A 13,730-nucleotide genomic window follows, 5' to 3' on the forward strand; every position below is an offset into this window, starting at 1 on the left:
AGGGGAGTCACCGGGTAGGTCTCGGGTATCAGCTGCCCTGGCCGACGCTGCCGATCGGGCCGACCTTGACCGGGGTGCCGCCGCCCTCGGTGACGGGGAGGGAGGCGGCGCCCGGCCAGGCGAGGGAGACGGTGCGGGTGTCGTTCGGCGGGGTGACGAGGAGGCCGGTGATGCGGACGCCGGAGCCGCCGGAGTCGTTGGCCGGGTAGGTGATCGGGAAGTAGGTCTCCTGGCCGCTCTTGAGGGTCGCGGAGACGGTCTCCTGACCGGTGCGCTTCGCGGAGATCGTCCCGGAGTTGGTCTTCAGGTCGACGCCCGCGTAGCCGGAGATCGTGCAGGACTTGCCGCCGGTGTTCTTGAGGGTGACGACGACCGTGTTCACGCCGTCGCCGTCGATCGTGCGGTCCGCCGCCGTGATCTTCAGCGAACTGGTGCCGCAACGGCCGCTCTTCGCGGCGGCGTTGGTGCCGGAACCTCCGGTGGTCGAGCCGCCCGCGGTGGAGCCGCCGGTGGTCGAGCCGGCCGTACCCGAACCGCCCGTCGTGGCAGCGGAGTTGGAGGTGGAGGCGGACGGTTCGCTCTTGGCCGTGCTGTCGCCGGAGCCGCACGCCGTCAGGGACAGACCGGCGGCAACGGCAATGGCGGCGATGGTGAGCTTCTGAACGCGCATCGTTTTCTTCCCCAACTTCGGTAACGGGTAGGCCGTCTACGACTGTGATGAGCGGCCCCGCCAGACCCGCGTTCCGCTCAACTCACGCCTAAGACAGCCCCGTTACACGCTCAGTACACGAGCGCCTGAACCCCGTCCCCCAGCGCCTCCTGCACGAACACCTGCGCCCCGGCGATCCGGACCCCCTCGATCACGTCCTTCTCCGTGATGTCCCGGCGTGCCGCGCACTGCGTGCACAGCGTCACCTTGCCGGTGGACAGGATCGTGTCGAGGAGGTCCGGAAGGGGCGCCGCGTGCGGGAGTTCGAACTCCGCCGCCCGGCCCGGCAGCGCGAACCACGCGGACTCGCCGGTGAGCCACAAGGACACATCCACCCCGCTCGCGACCGCCACCGAGGCCACGGTGAAAGCCTGGGAGCAGCGTTCGGGGGCATCGGCACCCGCGGTCACCTTGATCACTAGCTTCTTGGACATGCCGTGCAGCGTAGTGCGGCCTACGCCGCCGTCGCCGCGATGACCGCCACCAGCGTGGCGACGCTCAGCGCGGTCAGCACACCGCTCCAGAACGCGTCCTCGCGCAGCAACCGCCGCGCTCTGCGCCGCACCCGGCGGCCCCTCGGCGCCGCTCTCTGCGGCAACTCCCTTTCTACGGTGGTGAGTCGGCTCGTCGGCGTCCACGGCAACGCGGGCGGGGGGACCGCGTACGCCGGGTACACCTCCTCGATCTGGTCCGGGTGCGGGTGCCGCGTCACGCGGGGTGCGCCTGCGTGTGGTGACGCCTCATCAGGACCCGCGCGTCGACCTCCGCGCTCAGGTCCTTCTCCGCGCTCGCCTTCTTCGCGAGCCGCACGAGGTCCGCGCAGCTCGCGCAGTTCGGGTGCGGCTCGGGGACCTTCGTGATGTCCACCGTCGGCTCCAACAGGGGGTACTTGCGGGCGGCCTGGACGTTCGCGGCCTTCACGCCGGCGCCGATGCGCTCGTTGTCGGTGGGGGGTCGGAGGGTGTCGGGGTCGGCCTGCCACTCGATGCCGCCGCCGATGGGGCGGAGCATCGCGTACTTGCCGGAGCGGGCCTGGAACTCCCCCACCTTGTCGGTCGTGGGGTCGTAGAGGAGGGTTCCGGGTTCCATGGGTTTTACATCCTTTCGCCCAACATCTATACGGAATGCGGTTGTTGTACTACTCTGCGCATTCCTGGGTAGTACGAGGATGGCCCGAGCGGGGACGCCTTCGCACCCCGGACAGGCGCAAAGGCAACGCGGGAAGTTCCAAGGGCAGTGGGAGGGTGGGAAGGCGATGCCAGCCAGGAGGACGGTCACGGGGCGGAGCGGGGGGCCGAGGGAGAGGTTCGCGCAGGAGCTGAAGAAGGAGCGGGTCCAAAAGGGCGTCTCGTTAAGGAAGTTGGCTGAGGATCTGGGCTGGAGCGAGTCGCTGCTCAGCAGGATGGAGAACGGCGTCCTGCTCGGCGGGCCGGACGTGGTCGAGGCGCTCGACGTCTACTACGGGACCGGGGACAAGCTGCTGACCCTGTGGGAGTTGGCGGTCGCGGACAAACAGCAGTTCAAGCTGAAGTACCGGCCGTACATGGAGTTGGAGGAGAAGGCTGTAGCTCTGTGGCACTACGGGCCGACCACGCCGCCGGGTGTGCTCCAGACCGCCGGGTACGCGCGGGCGGCGCTCATGGCCGGTGGGTATGAAGGGGAGGAGCTGGAGCGGCAGATCGAAGCGCGACTCGGGCGTCAGCGAGCGTTGTTCGACCCGGCGAACCCGGTGCCGTTCCGGTCGATCATGTCGGAGGCGGTGCTGCGCAATCCGCTGACGGATCTGGCGGAGTGGCGCAGGCAGTTGGAGTTCCTGCTGGAGGTGTCGGAACTGCCCGACGTCACCATTCAGGTGCTGCCGTTCGGCGCGGGGCTGCATCGTCTGGTCAACACCGACATGATGTTTCTGCAACTGCCGGACGGGAAGATCGTCGCCTACTCGGAGAACGACGTACAGAGCGAACTGTTCGAGGAAACCAGCAGGGTTGCGGACCTTAACCGCACTTATGATGCCCTACGTGACTTGGCATTGAGCCCCGCCGAGACACGAAGGTTCATCATGCGTCTGCTGGAGGAATTGCCGTGCGATCCGTCGACTTGAGCAGCGTCTCGTGGCGCAAGAGCAGTTACAGCAACACCGATGGCGGCAACTGCCTCGAAGTCTCCGACGACCTGCTGAGCACGGTTGAGTGGCGCAAGAGCAGCTACAGCAACACCGACGGCGGCCAGTGCCTCGAAGTCTCCGACAGCATCCCCTCCCTCGTCCCCGTCCGTGACAGCAAGGACCCCTCCGTCGGCTCCCTCCTCTTCACCTCCGACTCCTGGGCCGCCTTCCTCACCGGTATCAAGCTGTAACTCTTGGGTCGTACAACCACCTCTGATACCCATGAGTCTCCTGTGAAGCGTGCACGCCATGTGCGCGCTTCACTTCTTTGTCCGGGGGGACTTTTTGGAACGCCGGGGTCGTACGGCCCTTCTCATCTCCACCTCCGCCTGCCTCGGCATCCTCGCCGGGGTCTGCACGGGGTACCTCGTCCAGGCCGAGCGCACACCCACGCCGTTGCCGCCGCTGTCCCAGGGAACCGTCCCGCAGGCCAAGGGGGACGCGCCCGAGCCGCTCTCCGCTGCCCGCGACCGGCGGGTCAAGGTGGACGGGGATCTGCGGAAACTGCTGGTCACGCGGCCTAAGGGGGCCAAGGACTGGGAGGGGCCCTGGAAGGGCGACCCTCGCTGGGACAGCCTCTCCCTGTACGCCGAGACCTCCTCCAGTCCGGCCGACGTCTTCGACACCGCCACCGCGGACGGATTCCGCCGCGCCGTCAGGGTCGGCTGGGTCGAGAGCGAGCACCGGAGCGTCGAGGTGTCCCTCGTCCAGTACGACCAGAGCGGCACTACCGCAGGCGCCTTCGAGGCGGCCATGTCCGGACAGTACTGGGCCGGGGGAAAGAAAACCCGGAGCTGGCCCCTCGCCGGTACCGGCGACGGGAGCAGCGGGGTCTATATCCACGACAGCCCCGCGCGTAAGGCCGGGTACCTCCCGCTCTACTCCGCCGAGGCCCACGCCTGGCGCGGCGACCTCTACGCCGCGGTCTACATGTTCGACACGAAGCCGATCCCCAAGGCCGCGATCATGGGGCTGGCGCAGCGGCAGATGGGGAAGCTGTGAGCGAGGAGTACACCGGGGAGCCCGAAGAGGCACGTAGCTCTGAGGTAGTCCCTGGGGACGACCCAGGGTCCCCTGTCGAGAAACCGGCCCGCCGACGTCGTACCCGTCCAGTACTCGGGTCCATCCTCCTCGCAGCCGTAGTCCTCGCGGGGGGCGGGTACACCGTCGTCACGGTGCGGGACGCCGACCGGGATCCGGGTGCCGTGCGCTGGGAGATCCCGGAGCCGGTCGCATCGGCGTCCGGGAAGCCGGCCGAGGGGTCCTTGCGCGCGCTCTTCGTGCCGTACGGGACGGACGGGCTGCGTCCCGGTCCCGACATCGAGAACTACGGGAACGACACCGAGTTCAACGAGCGGCAGGCCACCGCTGTGCGTGCGGAGCAGCTCAAGGGCATGCCCCGGAAGTACCGGGACGTCGTCGAGAAGCGCCGGATCACCCGCCTGGCGATCCGCACCTACCTGAGCAGGGAGACCTCTCACGGCGCGGGCGAGCCCTCCTACCTGGTCGAGGTCGGGGTGACCCGGTTCGCCGACCGGGGTTCCGTACGGCTCACCGTCGACGCGTACCGCGGCATGGCCGCGTCGGACGTCTTCGACGAGGGACCGGTCATCAAGGGGCACAAGGACGCCGTCTGCGTCAGGGCGCGGGACGACGAGGACGACGATGAACTGGTCGCCTTGGAGTGCGTGGCCGGCATCGGTGACCTGTTGGTCTCCTTCAGCGCGACGGGGAGCGACCCGACGGACACCGAGGGGATCACCACGTTGGTCGCGAAGCAGCTCGGCCGGATCGGGGATGCGGGGCGTGCGGTATGAGTGAGCAGATGCAGGACGAGGTCGTCGAGGCCCTGGCGGAAGAGGTCGTCACGCCGTCCCCCGAAGCGCCCAGGACACGGCGTGCGCTGCGCGGCGTCCTGCGGTGGACCGCCGCCGTCGCCGTGTTCGGCGTGCTCGGCGCCGGGACCGCGTACGGGATCACCCGCATGGAGCGGACCGACGTACCGGGACTCGCCACCGCCTCCGACGGGCGGTGGGACTACCCCGGGATCCAGCGGCCCGTCGCCGGATCCGACCTGCGGGCCTCCGTGCTCCCTGCCCCTCGGGGTGCAGTCGAGGACGTAGCTCTCCAGGGGGACGACGGGTGGCTCCCCGTGAAGGACTTCCTCGCCGTGTACGAGTCCACCGAGGACCGGACCGAGGTGGGGGACCACCTCAAGGACTACGGGTTGCGGCACATCGCCGCACGTGGGTGGACCACCGGCGACGGGACTCGTACCTCCGTCTACCTCCTGCGCCTCGACGACCCCGCCGTCACCGAGCTGCTGCGCCGGGACCTCACCGAGTACGACGCCCCGGTCCACACCGTGCGCGGTGCCGAGGAGGCCGAGTTCGACGACGGGTTCCCCCCGGAGGCCGACGTCCGCGGCGTCGACCGGAACGTCTACGACGAGAAGAAGCCCTACGGGGCCGAGCAGCTCCGGCAGGCGTACCTGTTCAGCGGGGACGTCGTCGCCGTAGTACTCCAGTCCCGCAAGGGCGCCGCCGCGAGCGTGCCGTTCCAGCAGACCGTCGTACTCCAGAGCCAGCTGCTGGCCTCCACCCAGGGGCGATGAACCTGGCCCGATGAGTGGGCCGGACCCCGGCGGCGTAAGCTGGGGTCCGGCCTTGTGTACCTGAATCGCGCCTCTAGGAGCACCCCGTGCTTGAAGTCTTCTTCGAAGCTCTCCTCGTCCTGGTCTGCGTCGGCGTGCTCGCGTTCGCCGGGCTGACCGTGAAGAAGCTGTACCAGGGCCAGCGCTGACCCCGTCCGACCAGGAAGCCTGATGATCGAGATCCCGTCCGACCTGCACAAGGACCTCCTCCCTCTCACGTTCCTCCTCGGCCAGTGGGCCGGCGCGGGCGTGCATGACTTCCCCGGCTCGGAGAAGTGCAACTTCGGCCAGGAGGTGTCCTTCACCCAGGACGGCCGTGACTTCCTGGAGTACACCTCTCATACCTGGGTACTGGACAACGACGGCAACAAGGTCCGCCCCCTGGAGTCCGAGCACGGCTTCTGGCGCATCGACGCGGACCGCAAGGTCGAGGTCACGATGGTCCGCGACGACGGCGTCGTAGAGATCTGGTACGGCGAGCTGGCGGCCAAGCAGCCCCAGATCGACCTGGTCACGGACGCCGTAGCTCGTACGGGTGCCTCCCAGCCGTACACCGGAGGCAAGCGCCTCTACGGGTACGTCAAGAGCGACCTGATGTGGGTCGGCGAGAAGCAGACTCCCGACGTAGAACTCCGGCCGTACATGTCCGCGCACCTCAAGAAGGTCGTCACCCCGGAGGACGTGGCCCGCTGGGCCAAGGCCCTGCCGCAGGACATGCCCGATGACGGGATCGCTTTCTTCAAGTAGTCCTAGACTCTCCAGTGTGGTGAGCACCGACTGGAAGAGCGACCTCAGGCAGCGTGGCTACCGGCTGACGCCGCAGCGGCAGCTTGTGCTGGAAGCCGTGGACACGCTGGAGCATGCGACCCCCGACGACATCCTCGTGGAAGTGAGGAAGACGGCGTCGGGGGTCAACATTTCCACGGTCTATCGGACGCTGGAGCTGCTGGAAGAGTTGGGGCTGGTGAGTCATGCCCATCTGGGGCACGGGGCACCGACCTACCACCTCGCCGACCGGCACCATCATCTGCATCTCGTCTGCCGCGACTGCGACCGCGTGATCGAGGCCGACGTCGAGGTGGCGGCCGTGTTCACGGACGCGCTGCGCGAGCGGTTCGGGTTCGAGACCGATATGAAGCACTTCGCGATCTTCGGCCGCTGCAAGGAGTGCACCGCGAAGCTGTAGGCGTCAACTACCGCGACGTAGGGTTGAGGACATGAAGAGTCCCTTGCTGTCCTTGCCTGGTGCGGTCTCCGCGGAGGGTGCGGACGACGGTGTCGCCGCCCACTACGGGGAGCTGTTCCGGGAGCAACGGGCTCTCGCCGATGGGCGGGGGTTCGTCGATCTGTCACACCGGGGCGTCGTCGCCGTCAGCGGGGACGACCGGTTGACCTGGCTGCATCTGCTGCTCACCCAGCATGTGAGCGAGCTGGCCGCGGGCGTCGCCACCGAGGCGCTGATCCTCTCCGCGAACGGGCACATCGAACACGCGCTGTACCTCGTCGACGACGGGTCGACCGTCTGGGCGCACGTCGAGCCCGGTTCCCAGGAGGCGCTGATCGGCTACCTGGAGTCGATGAAGTTCTTCTACCGCGTCGAGGTCGCCGACCGGACCGACGACCTCGCCGTCGTCCACCTGCCGGCCGGGTCCGTCGTCGAGGTGCCGGAGTCCGTCGTGGTGCGGGAGACCCCGTACGGGCGTGATCTCTTCCTGCCCCGGGCGGAACTGGAAGAGTTCGCGGGGCGGGTGGGCGATGCCGCCGGGCTCCTCGCGTACGAGGCGCTGCGCGTCGAGCACCACCAGCCCCGGGTCGGGTTCGAGACCGACCACCGGACCATCCCGCACGAGCTGGGGTGGATCGGGACCGCCGTCCACCTCCAGAAGGGGTGCTACCGGGGGCAGGAGACGGTCGCCCGTGTGCAGAACCTCGGGAAGCCGCCCCGGCGGCTCGTCTTCCTCCATCTCGACGGCAGCGAGGTGCAGTTGCCGGGGCACGGGGACGAGGTCCGGGTCGCCGCAGAGGGGGCTGACGGGCGGAAGATCGGGTTCGTGACGACCGCCGCGCGGCACCATGAACTCGGGCCCATCGCACTGGCGTTGGTGAAGCGGAACGTGCCGGTGGATGCGGAGCTGGTGGTGGGGGAGAAGACGGCTGCGGCTCAAGAGGTCGTCGTGGAGCCCTAGTTGTCCTCGTACCCCTAGTTGTCCTCGGGCGGGGACTCCACTCCGATCTTTCCCGGCGTTGCTCCGAAGAAGGTGTTGCCGCGGATGTCGATGTGACCGCCGTGCACGACGGAGTTCACCTCTCCCTGGACGACGATGTTCGTGGGGCGTTGCGGCGCCGTGGGCAGCTCGCGGATCACGGCCGCCGCCACCCTCGCCGCGCGGGCCGCTGCGAGCGACTGGGCGCGTCGGGGGTCCCCGGGTCCCTTGGCGGTGTCCGCCACATCGCTGATGCCGCGGACCGTGAGCGTCTCGACCCTGCCGGTCAGATGCGCCGCGTGCGCCACGCCCGCGCCCTCCATCTCGACGGCGAGCGCGTCGTTGTAGGAGCGCTTCAACTGGGCGAGCAGCGAGGTGTGTTCGTCGTTCAGGACGATCTCGCCGGCTGCCACCACGCCGAAGTGGACGCCGGGCTCGCCGATCAGGGCGGACCGCGCGATCTGCTCCAGCCGGTGGGAGGAATGCCATGACTGCGGGCGGGCGTAGAAGCCCTCGGGCGTTTCCGTTCCCCCTTGGAAGGCGTAGATCCGGGTGCCGATCACGACGTCGCCGACCTCCACCGTGTTCTTGAGGCCGCCCGCGATGCCGACGAACAGGAGCGCTCGGGGCTGGAACCGCTGCACGAGATTCTTGACGACGATCGCGGCGGGGGTGTGCGAGGAACTGACGTCCGCCAGCGCCACCTGCCAGGCGCTGTCCGGCAGTTCACCCAGCTCGGCGCCGCCCGACACGGTGCTGGTCCGTCGGTCTCCCAGACCGGTGAGGAGTGACCGCACCGCCTCATACTCCAGAGGTAGTCCGGTGATGATCGCCACCAGGGGCTGCCTGTCCGGCACTTGACCACCTCGCCCGTATGCCGCCGTACGCGTCCGCACGACGGGGTTCGTCCCTCACCACTCTAGTGTCGGCCCATCGGGAGAGCCCCCGTATCCGCCGACGGAATCCGGCGGACGGGATGCGGCGCCGGGCGGCGTAGTACTACCGTGGTGCGGAATCCGCGGTACGGGGGACAGCATGGAGTCGGCCCTTCAGGCGCTGCTGAGTGCGCTGACCGACGGGGCGGCGGGCCCGGTCGGCCAGGACCTGGCCCGGACGCTGGCCGAGTTCCTCAAGCTGGGCGAGCGCGGGGGCGTACCGCAGTCCCTGCGCGACCAGTTGGGGCAGCTGCTGGGCAACAGCCCCGACACCGCACGCGCGTTGGGCGCGGCCATGGAGAAACTCCGGCCCGGAAGCGCCGCGTTGGTGGGCGGGGACCACATCGACTTCGACGGGCTCTTCCTCGGCGACGTGACCGGCGCCGTACTGCACCAGCACTTCCACCCCGCGCCGGCGGCCGCCGAACCCGACCCGATCGCCTTCGGCTCCCTGCCGCCCGCGACGCCGAGTTTCACCGGGCGCAAGAGGCTGCTCCAGCGACTGGACGACTTCCTGCGCCCGGCCCCGCCGGAGCCCGGCACGGCCACGGCGGCGGTGCTGGCCGGCATGGCGGGCGTCGGGAAGACCGCGCTCGCCACCGAAGCGGCGCACGCGGCCAAGGACAAGGGGTGGTTCCCCGGTGGCTCCCTCTTCATCGACCTGCACGGCCACGACCACACCACCGTCACCGCCGAACAAGCGCTCGGCACCCTGCTCGAAGACCTCGGCACACCGGCCGAGCGCCTCACCACCGAGGAGGAGCGGGTCAAGCACTACCGCAGCCAACTCGACCGATGGCCCGACCGGGTGCTGATCTTCGCGGACAACGCGGCCTCCGCCGCACAGGTCCGGCCGCTGCTCCCGCCCGACTCCCGCCACCGCATCCTCATCACCTCGCGCACCGCGATCCCCCAACTCGGCGCCCAGCAGCTGTTGTTGGGGCAGCTCTCGCCGAAGGTCGCGGTCGCCCTGCTGGACCAGGCGCTGCGGCTCGCCAACGGGGCGGACCTGCGGATCACCACCGAGGCGGAGGCCGCCACCGAACTCGCCCGTCTCTGCGGGTACTTGCCGCTCGCTCTCCAGATCGCCGCCGCGCAACTCGTCTGGGACCCGAACAAGCCCGTGGCCGAAGCGGTGGGCGAACTGCGCGACCAGAGAACGCTGTTGGCGTTCCTCGACGACGGGGAGCGCAGCGTACGGACCGCCTTCGACCTGTCGTACCAGCGGCTGACCGCCGAACAGGCCTGCCTCCTACGGCTGTTGGCCGAGGCGCCGGGACCGGAGACGGGCGCCGACATCCTCGCGGTGCTGCTCGGGGGCGCACCGCGGCCGGGCGTGCTCGCCGCGCTGGAGCGGGCGTATCTCGTCGACCGCAGCAGCAGCCGTACCGAGTGGCGACTGCACGATCTGGTACGGGTGTTCGCCACGCAGGTCTCCGGCGACGACCCCGTCTGCGCGGCGGAGCGGGGGGACGCGCGGGAGCGGGTCCTCAGGCACTACCTGGGGCGGGCCGACGAGGCAGACAACCAGCTTCGGGGGATCGACGCCGCGCCCGGCCGTTTCGCGGATCCCGACGAGGCTCTGGGCTGGTTCGACAAGGAGCGGCTCGGGCTGCTGGCCGCCGTCGAGTGGGGCGCGGCGGACCGGTACACCGCCCGTGCGCTCGACCTCGCGCTCTGCCTCACCGAATACCTGCGCCGGCGGGGGCTGTCGGAGGAGGTCCTGACCGTCAACCGGCTGGCCCGGGAGTTCGCCGTACGCCTCGGGGACCGGCTGCGGGAGGCGACCGCCTGGCAGAACGCCGGTGACACGCTGGCGAGTTCACAGCCGGACGAGGCCATCGAGGCGTTCGGGCGGGCCGGTGAACTCCACCGGGCCCGGGGGGACGAGGTGGGCGAGGCCGTGCAGTGGAACAACCGGGCGATCGTCGAGGCGCTGCGGGGTGAACTCGACGCGGCCATCGAGGCGTTCGGGCGGGCGCGGGCTCTGCGCAGGACGGCGGGGGACCGGCACGGCGAGGCGATAGCGTGGAACAACCTGGCCGTCGTACTGCGGGAGTCGGGGCGGGAGGCGGAGGCGTTCGGCGCCTTCACCGAGGCGGGGCGGCTGCTGGAGGACCTCGGGGACCTGGAGCGGGCCTCGGAGACGTACCAGAACCTCGGCAAGGCCCTGGCGGCGGTGGGGCGGGACGAGGAGGCGGCCGAGGCGTTCGCCCGGGGGCGGGCGGTCGTAGGGGGGTAGGGGGTCGTACGGGGTGGACGGTCGTCCGTCGTGCGGGGTAGGTACCTACATCTCCAGTAGCACCGTGAACGGGCCGTCGTTCGTCAGGGAGACGCGCATCTGGGCTCCGAAGCGGCCCGTCTCCACTCTTGCCCCCAGCGCACGCAGTTCCGATACGACGGTCTCGACGAGGGGCTCGGCGACGTCGCCGGGGGCCGCCGCGTTCCAGGTGGGGCGGCGGCCCTTGCGGGCGTCGCCGTACAGGGTGAACTGGCTGATCACCAGCAGCGGGGCGGCGGTGTCGCTGCACGACTTCTCGTCCGCCAGCATGCGGATCGACCAGAGTTTCCTGGCCAGTTGGGCCGCCTTCTCCTTCGTGTCGTCGTGCGTCACGCCGACCAGGACACACAGGCCCTCGCCCTCGAAACCGCCGACCGTCTCGCCCTCGACGACCACACTCGCGCCGTCCGCTCTCTGCACCACTGCTCGCATGGATCCATCATGCCGGGTGGTGCGGAGTGGTTGAGCCGGGTGGCTAAAGCCCCCCATCTGGGGCCGTTCGGGGGCACTCGGTCACATAGCGGCCACTTGGGGTGGCACCATGCTTCCCACACGCCCGGTCGAGGGGACGGTCGAGGGGACGGTAAGAGGCGGATGAGCACACTCAGTACATCGGGCACGCGGTACGAGGAGTACGACCTGTCGCGGCTCAGCCTGGCCGAGTTGCGTGATCTGCGGCGGGACGCGCTGCGGGACGAGGCGGACCTCAGTTACGTACGGCGGCTGCTGCAGGGGCGGATCGACATCCTGCGGGCCGAGTTGGCCTGCCGGGGGACCGCGGTGGTGGGGGGTGTGGTGGAGCGGCTCTCCGAGATCCTCGCGGACGGGCCCGCCCGGTACCGGTCTTCCGCCCGGCATGTCACCCTCAGCACTCCTCAGGGGGAGGAGTACCGGAAGCTGGCCGCCGAGATGCTGGGCGAGGTGGAGCTGTCGGACCTGTCCGCCCGTACGGACGGGGAGCTGAGCGAGGCGATGGGGAGACTGGAGAGGTACGAGCAGGAGGTCTCCCGGCGCAGGCAGGGGCTACAGAAGTCGGCGGACGAGTGCGGGGGAGAGATCACCCGGAGGTATCGGGTGGGGGAGGCACAGGTGGAGGACCTGTTGGGGTGAGGGGCGGGGTAGCTCTGAGGTAGGGGGTGGGGAAACGGTTGGCTGCCTGGTGCCCGTCGTGCTTAGCGTGGGGGTATGACCAACGAACCCAGCGAACTCAGCGAATCCAGCGCGCCCGACGTACCCACGGACATCCGGCTGATCGGCGACGACGAGCTGCCCGCCTGGTCGCAGGCCCTGAACGTGGGGTTCCTGCGGCCCTCCGCGGTCTCGGAGGTCCAGCTCGAAGGGCGCCGGGTCGCGGACGCGGGCTCGCGGGTCTACGGCGCGTTCGAGGGGGAGCGGGTCGTCGCCACGTACCGGTCCTTCGACCAGGAGCTGACCGTCCCCGGCGGCGCGAGGGTGCCGGTCAACGCGATCTCCAACGTGACGGTGACGCCGACGCACCGGCGGCGGGGACTGCTGACCCGGACCATCCGGGAGGACCTGCGCGCCGCGAAGGAACGCGGGGACGTCGCGGCCACCCTGATCGCCGCCGAGTACCCGATCTACGGGCGGTACGGCTTCGGCCCCGCCACCTCCATGGCCGAGTGGAGCATCGACGTACCGCGCACGGGGCTCGACCCCCGGTGGGCCGCGCCCGGGTGCGGGGGCCGGGTCGAGCTGCTGGAGCCGGAGGAGGTGCGCAAGGCGGGGCCCGAGCTGCACGAGCGGTTCCGGCGCGGGCGACCGGGCGCGGTGAGCCGTACCCAACCCTGGTGGGACATCGTGACGGGGGCACTTCGGACGTACGACGGTGAGCGGCCGGTGCCGACGTTCGTGGCGTACCGCTCGCCCGAGGGGGAGATCGACGGGCTGGCCGCGTACGAGGTCGACGACGCGTGGACCGGCGGTGGGCAGGCCGCCAACACGCTGACCGTGAAGTGGCTGATCGGCGTAACACCACAGGCGGAGCGCGCGCTGTGGTACTTCCTGTGCTCCATCGACTGGGTGACCACCGTGAAGTCCGGGTGGCGGAGCCCCGGCGACCTGCTGCCCCGGCTCCTCCCGGACCCCCGCGCCGCGCGGATCACCCAGCTCTCGGACTGGCTGTGGGTGCGGATCCTGGACGTCGTACGGGCTCTGGAGGCACGGACGTACGACACGACCGGAGAGGTAGTACTGGAGGTGGACGACCCGGCCGGGCTCGCCGGCGGGCGGTTCCTGCTCGCGGCGTCGCCCGAGGGCGCGTCCTGCGTCAGGAGCACCCGGGGCGCCGACCTCGCGCTGGACGTGACCGACCTGGCGTCGCTGTGGCTCGGCGACGAGTCGGTGGCGCGGCTGGTGGCGCTGGGCCGGGTGCGGGAGGTACGAGCGGGCGCCGTGCGCGAGGCCGACGCCCTGCTGCGTACGTCCGGGCGGCCATGGTGCCCGGACATGTTCTGAGTCGAGCCCCCCTCAGGGGGGTGTGTCTCTCCCTCCTTTCCGGTCACTGGTCGTACTTCGGTCGTCCTTCTGACGGTGTAACTCTGACGGTGTAACTCATCCGTAGCTGTGGCTTATGAAGTTGTGACTGTGCTCGCGATGTTCGGTTGTGGCTGTGCGGTGCTGCCTCGTATGCGGTTGTGGCTGTGCCTCTGCGGCCAGGGCCGCCGTCTCTGCGGGCTCCCGGCTCCCCTCCGGAAGGGAGCCCGACCAACCATCTGAAAGTTTGACCACGTTGACCATGTCAGGTGAAGTTGGCTGCCAACTTCA

Annotated in this window: 17 protein-coding genes; 11 read left to right on the plus strand and 6 right to left on the minus strand. The window is 69.8% G+C overall.

From position 1 onward, the window contains the following. Positions 1–28: 28 nt before the first annotated feature. The 4 genes from ACLZOT_RS46880 to ACLZOT_RS46895 all read right to left on the minus strand — a co-directional run bounded on the left by ACLZOT_RS46880 (position 29) and on the right by ACLZOT_RS46895 (position 1,798). The gene (locus ACLZOT_RS46880) at positions 29–670 is read right to left on the minus strand and encodes a DUF4232 domain-containing protein (RefSeq protein ID WP_416975409.1); all 642 of its coding nucleotides are present in this window, start codon (positions 668–670) and stop codon (positions 29–31) included. 110 nt (positions 671–780) lie between these two features. Beyond that, the gene (locus tag ACLZOT_RS46885; RefSeq protein ID WP_355879210.1) at positions 781–1,143 is read right to left on the minus strand and encodes a DsrE family protein; all 363 of its coding nucleotides are present in this window, start codon (positions 1,141–1,143) and stop codon (positions 781–783) included. Between the two features lie 20 nt (positions 1,144–1,163). Further along, positions 1,164–1,421 (minus strand): hypothetical protein, encoded by a 258-nt coding sequence (locus ACLZOT_RS46890; RefSeq protein WP_416975410.1) that lies wholly within the window; start codon positions 1,419–1,421, stop codon positions 1,164–1,166. Beyond that, positions 1,418–1,798 carry a hypothetical protein gene (locus ACLZOT_RS46895; RefSeq protein WP_416975411.1) on the minus strand — a complete coding sequence of 127 codons (381 nt, stop codon included), beginning with the start codon at positions 1,796–1,798 and terminating at the stop codon, positions 1,418–1,420. The genes ACLZOT_RS46890 and ACLZOT_RS46895 overlap by 4 nt, the downstream gene beginning before the upstream one ends. A 166-nt stretch (positions 1,799–1,964) precedes the next feature. Here ACLZOT_RS46895 and ACLZOT_RS46900 point away from each other — a divergent pair, with 166 nt between their 5' ends. The 8 genes from ACLZOT_RS46900 (at position 1,965) to ACLZOT_RS46935 (ending at position 7,712) form a co-directional block, all read left to right on the plus strand. After that, complete coding sequence (locus tag ACLZOT_RS46900) at positions 1,965–2,810, plus strand: helix-turn-helix domain-containing protein (protein WP_416975412.1); 846 nt, start codon at positions 1,965–1,967, stop codon at positions 2,808–2,810. Beyond that, the gene (locus ACLZOT_RS46905) at positions 2,792–3,064 is read left to right on the plus strand and encodes a DUF397 domain-containing protein (RefSeq protein WP_416975413.1); all 273 of its coding nucleotides are present in this window, start codon (positions 2,792–2,794) and stop codon (positions 3,062–3,064) included. The genes ACLZOT_RS46900 and ACLZOT_RS46905 overlap by 19 nt, the downstream gene beginning before the upstream one ends. A gap of 94 nt (positions 3,065–3,158) precedes the next feature. Then, positions 3,159–3,875, plus strand: coding sequence for a hypothetical protein (locus tag ACLZOT_RS46910; protein ID WP_416975414.1), 717 nt, complete (start codon positions 3,159–3,161; stop codon positions 3,873–3,875). Between the two features lie 173 nt (positions 3,876–4,048). Continuing rightward, positions 4,049–4,690, plus strand: a complete 642-nt coding sequence (locus ACLZOT_RS46915; protein ID WP_416975415.1) for a hypothetical protein — start codon at positions 4,049–4,051, stop codon at positions 4,688–4,690. After that, the gene (locus tag ACLZOT_RS46920; RefSeq protein ID WP_416975416.1) at positions 4,687–5,487 is read left to right on the plus strand and encodes a hypothetical protein; all 801 of its coding nucleotides are present in this window, start codon (positions 4,687–4,689) and stop codon (positions 5,485–5,487) included. Before ACLZOT_RS46915 ends, ACLZOT_RS46920 begins: the two co-directional genes overlap by 4 nt. Before the next feature lie 210 nt (positions 5,488–5,697). Beyond that, positions 5,698–6,273 (plus strand): FABP family protein, encoded by a 576-nt coding sequence (locus ACLZOT_RS46925; protein ID WP_416975417.1) that lies wholly within the window; start codon positions 5,698–5,700, stop codon positions 6,271–6,273. A 16-nt stretch (positions 6,274–6,289) separates the two neighbouring features. Further along, complete coding sequence (locus tag ACLZOT_RS46930; protein ID WP_416975418.1) at positions 6,290–6,712, plus strand: Fur family transcriptional regulator; 423 nt, start codon at positions 6,290–6,292, stop codon at positions 6,710–6,712. A 31-nt stretch (positions 6,713–6,743) separates the two neighbouring features. Further along, complete coding sequence (locus ACLZOT_RS46935) at positions 6,744–7,712, plus strand: YgfZ/GcvT domain-containing protein (RefSeq protein ID WP_416975419.1); 969 nt, start codon at positions 6,744–6,746, stop codon at positions 7,710–7,712. A 14-nt stretch (positions 7,713–7,726) separates the two neighbouring features. Here ACLZOT_RS46935 and ACLZOT_RS46940 read toward each other — a convergent pair whose 3' ends face one another. Next, complete coding sequence (locus tag ACLZOT_RS46940; protein ID WP_416975420.1) at positions 7,727–8,587, minus strand: nucleosidase; 861 nt, start codon at positions 8,585–8,587, stop codon at positions 7,727–7,729. A gap of 178 nt (positions 8,588–8,765) precedes the next feature. Between ACLZOT_RS46940 and ACLZOT_RS46945 the strand changes: the two genes are divergently transcribed. Next, positions 8,766–10,907, plus strand: coding sequence for a tetratricopeptide repeat protein (locus tag ACLZOT_RS46945; protein WP_416975421.1), 2,142 nt, complete (start codon positions 8,766–8,768; stop codon positions 10,905–10,907). Between the two features lie 45 nt (positions 10,908–10,952). Here ACLZOT_RS46945 and dtd read toward each other — a convergent pair whose 3' ends face one another. Then, entirely contained in the window at positions 10,953–11,378 is a 426-nt protein-coding gene (gene dtd / locus ACLZOT_RS46950) for a D-aminoacyl-tRNA deacylase (RefSeq protein ID WP_416975422.1), read from the minus strand. A 162-nt stretch (positions 11,379–11,540) separates the two neighbouring features. On the opposite strand from dtd, the gene ACLZOT_RS46955 reads away from it, so the two are divergent. After that, positions 11,541–12,056 carry an ABC transporter substrate-binding protein gene (locus tag ACLZOT_RS46955; protein ID WP_416975423.1) on the plus strand — a complete coding sequence of 172 codons (516 nt, stop codon included), beginning with the start codon at positions 11,541–11,543 and terminating at the stop codon, positions 12,054–12,056. 75 nt (positions 12,057–12,131) lie between these two features. Next, on the plus strand, positions 12,132–13,421 hold the full coding sequence (locus tag ACLZOT_RS46960; RefSeq protein ID WP_416975424.1) for a GNAT family N-acetyltransferase: 1,290 nt from the start codon (positions 12,132–12,134) through the stop codon (positions 13,419–13,421). Positions 13,422–13,730: the final 309 nt, after the last annotated feature.

The sequence above is a fragment of the Streptomyces sp. 4F14 genome (assembly GCF_048159485.1).
GTDB lineage: Bacteria > Actinomycetota > Actinomycetes > Streptomycetales > Streptomycetaceae > Streptomyces.

What these genes read in the sequence shown, in the direction of transcription:
- ACLZOT_RS46900 (WP_416975412.1), top strand. Translation starts at nt 1,965, where the DNA reads ATGCCAGCCAGGAGGACGGTCACGGGGCGGAGCGGGGGGCCGAGGGAG.
- dtd (WP_416975422.1), bottom strand. Translation starts at nt 11,378, where the DNA reads ATGCGAGCAGTGGTGCAGAGAGCGGACGGCGCGAGTGTGGTCGTCGAG.
- ACLZOT_RS46895 (WP_416975411.1), bottom strand. Translation starts at nt 1,798, where the DNA reads ATGGAACCCGGAACCCTCCTCTACGACCCCACGACCGACAAGGTGGGG.
- ACLZOT_RS46880 (WP_416975409.1), bottom strand. Translation starts at nt 670, where the DNA reads ATGCGCGTTCAGAAGCTCACCATCGCCGCCATTGCCGTTGCCGCCGGT.
- ACLZOT_RS46925 (WP_416975417.1), top strand. Translation starts at nt 5,698, where the DNA reads ATGATCGAGATCCCGTCCGACCTGCACAAGGACCTCCTCCCTCTCACG.
- ACLZOT_RS46955 (WP_416975423.1), top strand. Translation starts at nt 11,541, where the DNA reads ATGAGCACACTCAGTACATCGGGCACGCGGTACGAGGAGTACGACCTG.
- ACLZOT_RS46945 (WP_416975421.1), top strand. Translation starts at nt 8,766, where the DNA reads ATGGAGTCGGCCCTTCAGGCGCTGCTGAGTGCGCTGACCGACGGGGCG.
- ACLZOT_RS46935 (WP_416975419.1), top strand. Translation starts at nt 6,744, where the DNA reads ATGAAGAGTCCCTTGCTGTCCTTGCCTGGTGCGGTCTCCGCGGAGGGT.
- ACLZOT_RS46920 (WP_416975416.1), top strand. Translation starts at nt 4,687, where the DNA reads ATGAGTGAGCAGATGCAGGACGAGGTCGTCGAGGCCCTGGCGGAAGAG.
- ACLZOT_RS46960 (WP_416975424.1), top strand. Translation starts at nt 12,132, where the DNA reads ATGACCAACGAACCCAGCGAACTCAGCGAATCCAGCGCGCCCGACGTA.
- ACLZOT_RS46885 (WP_355879210.1), bottom strand. Translation starts at nt 1,143, where the DNA reads ATGTCCAAGAAGCTAGTGATCAAGGTGACCGCGGGTGCCGATGCCCCC.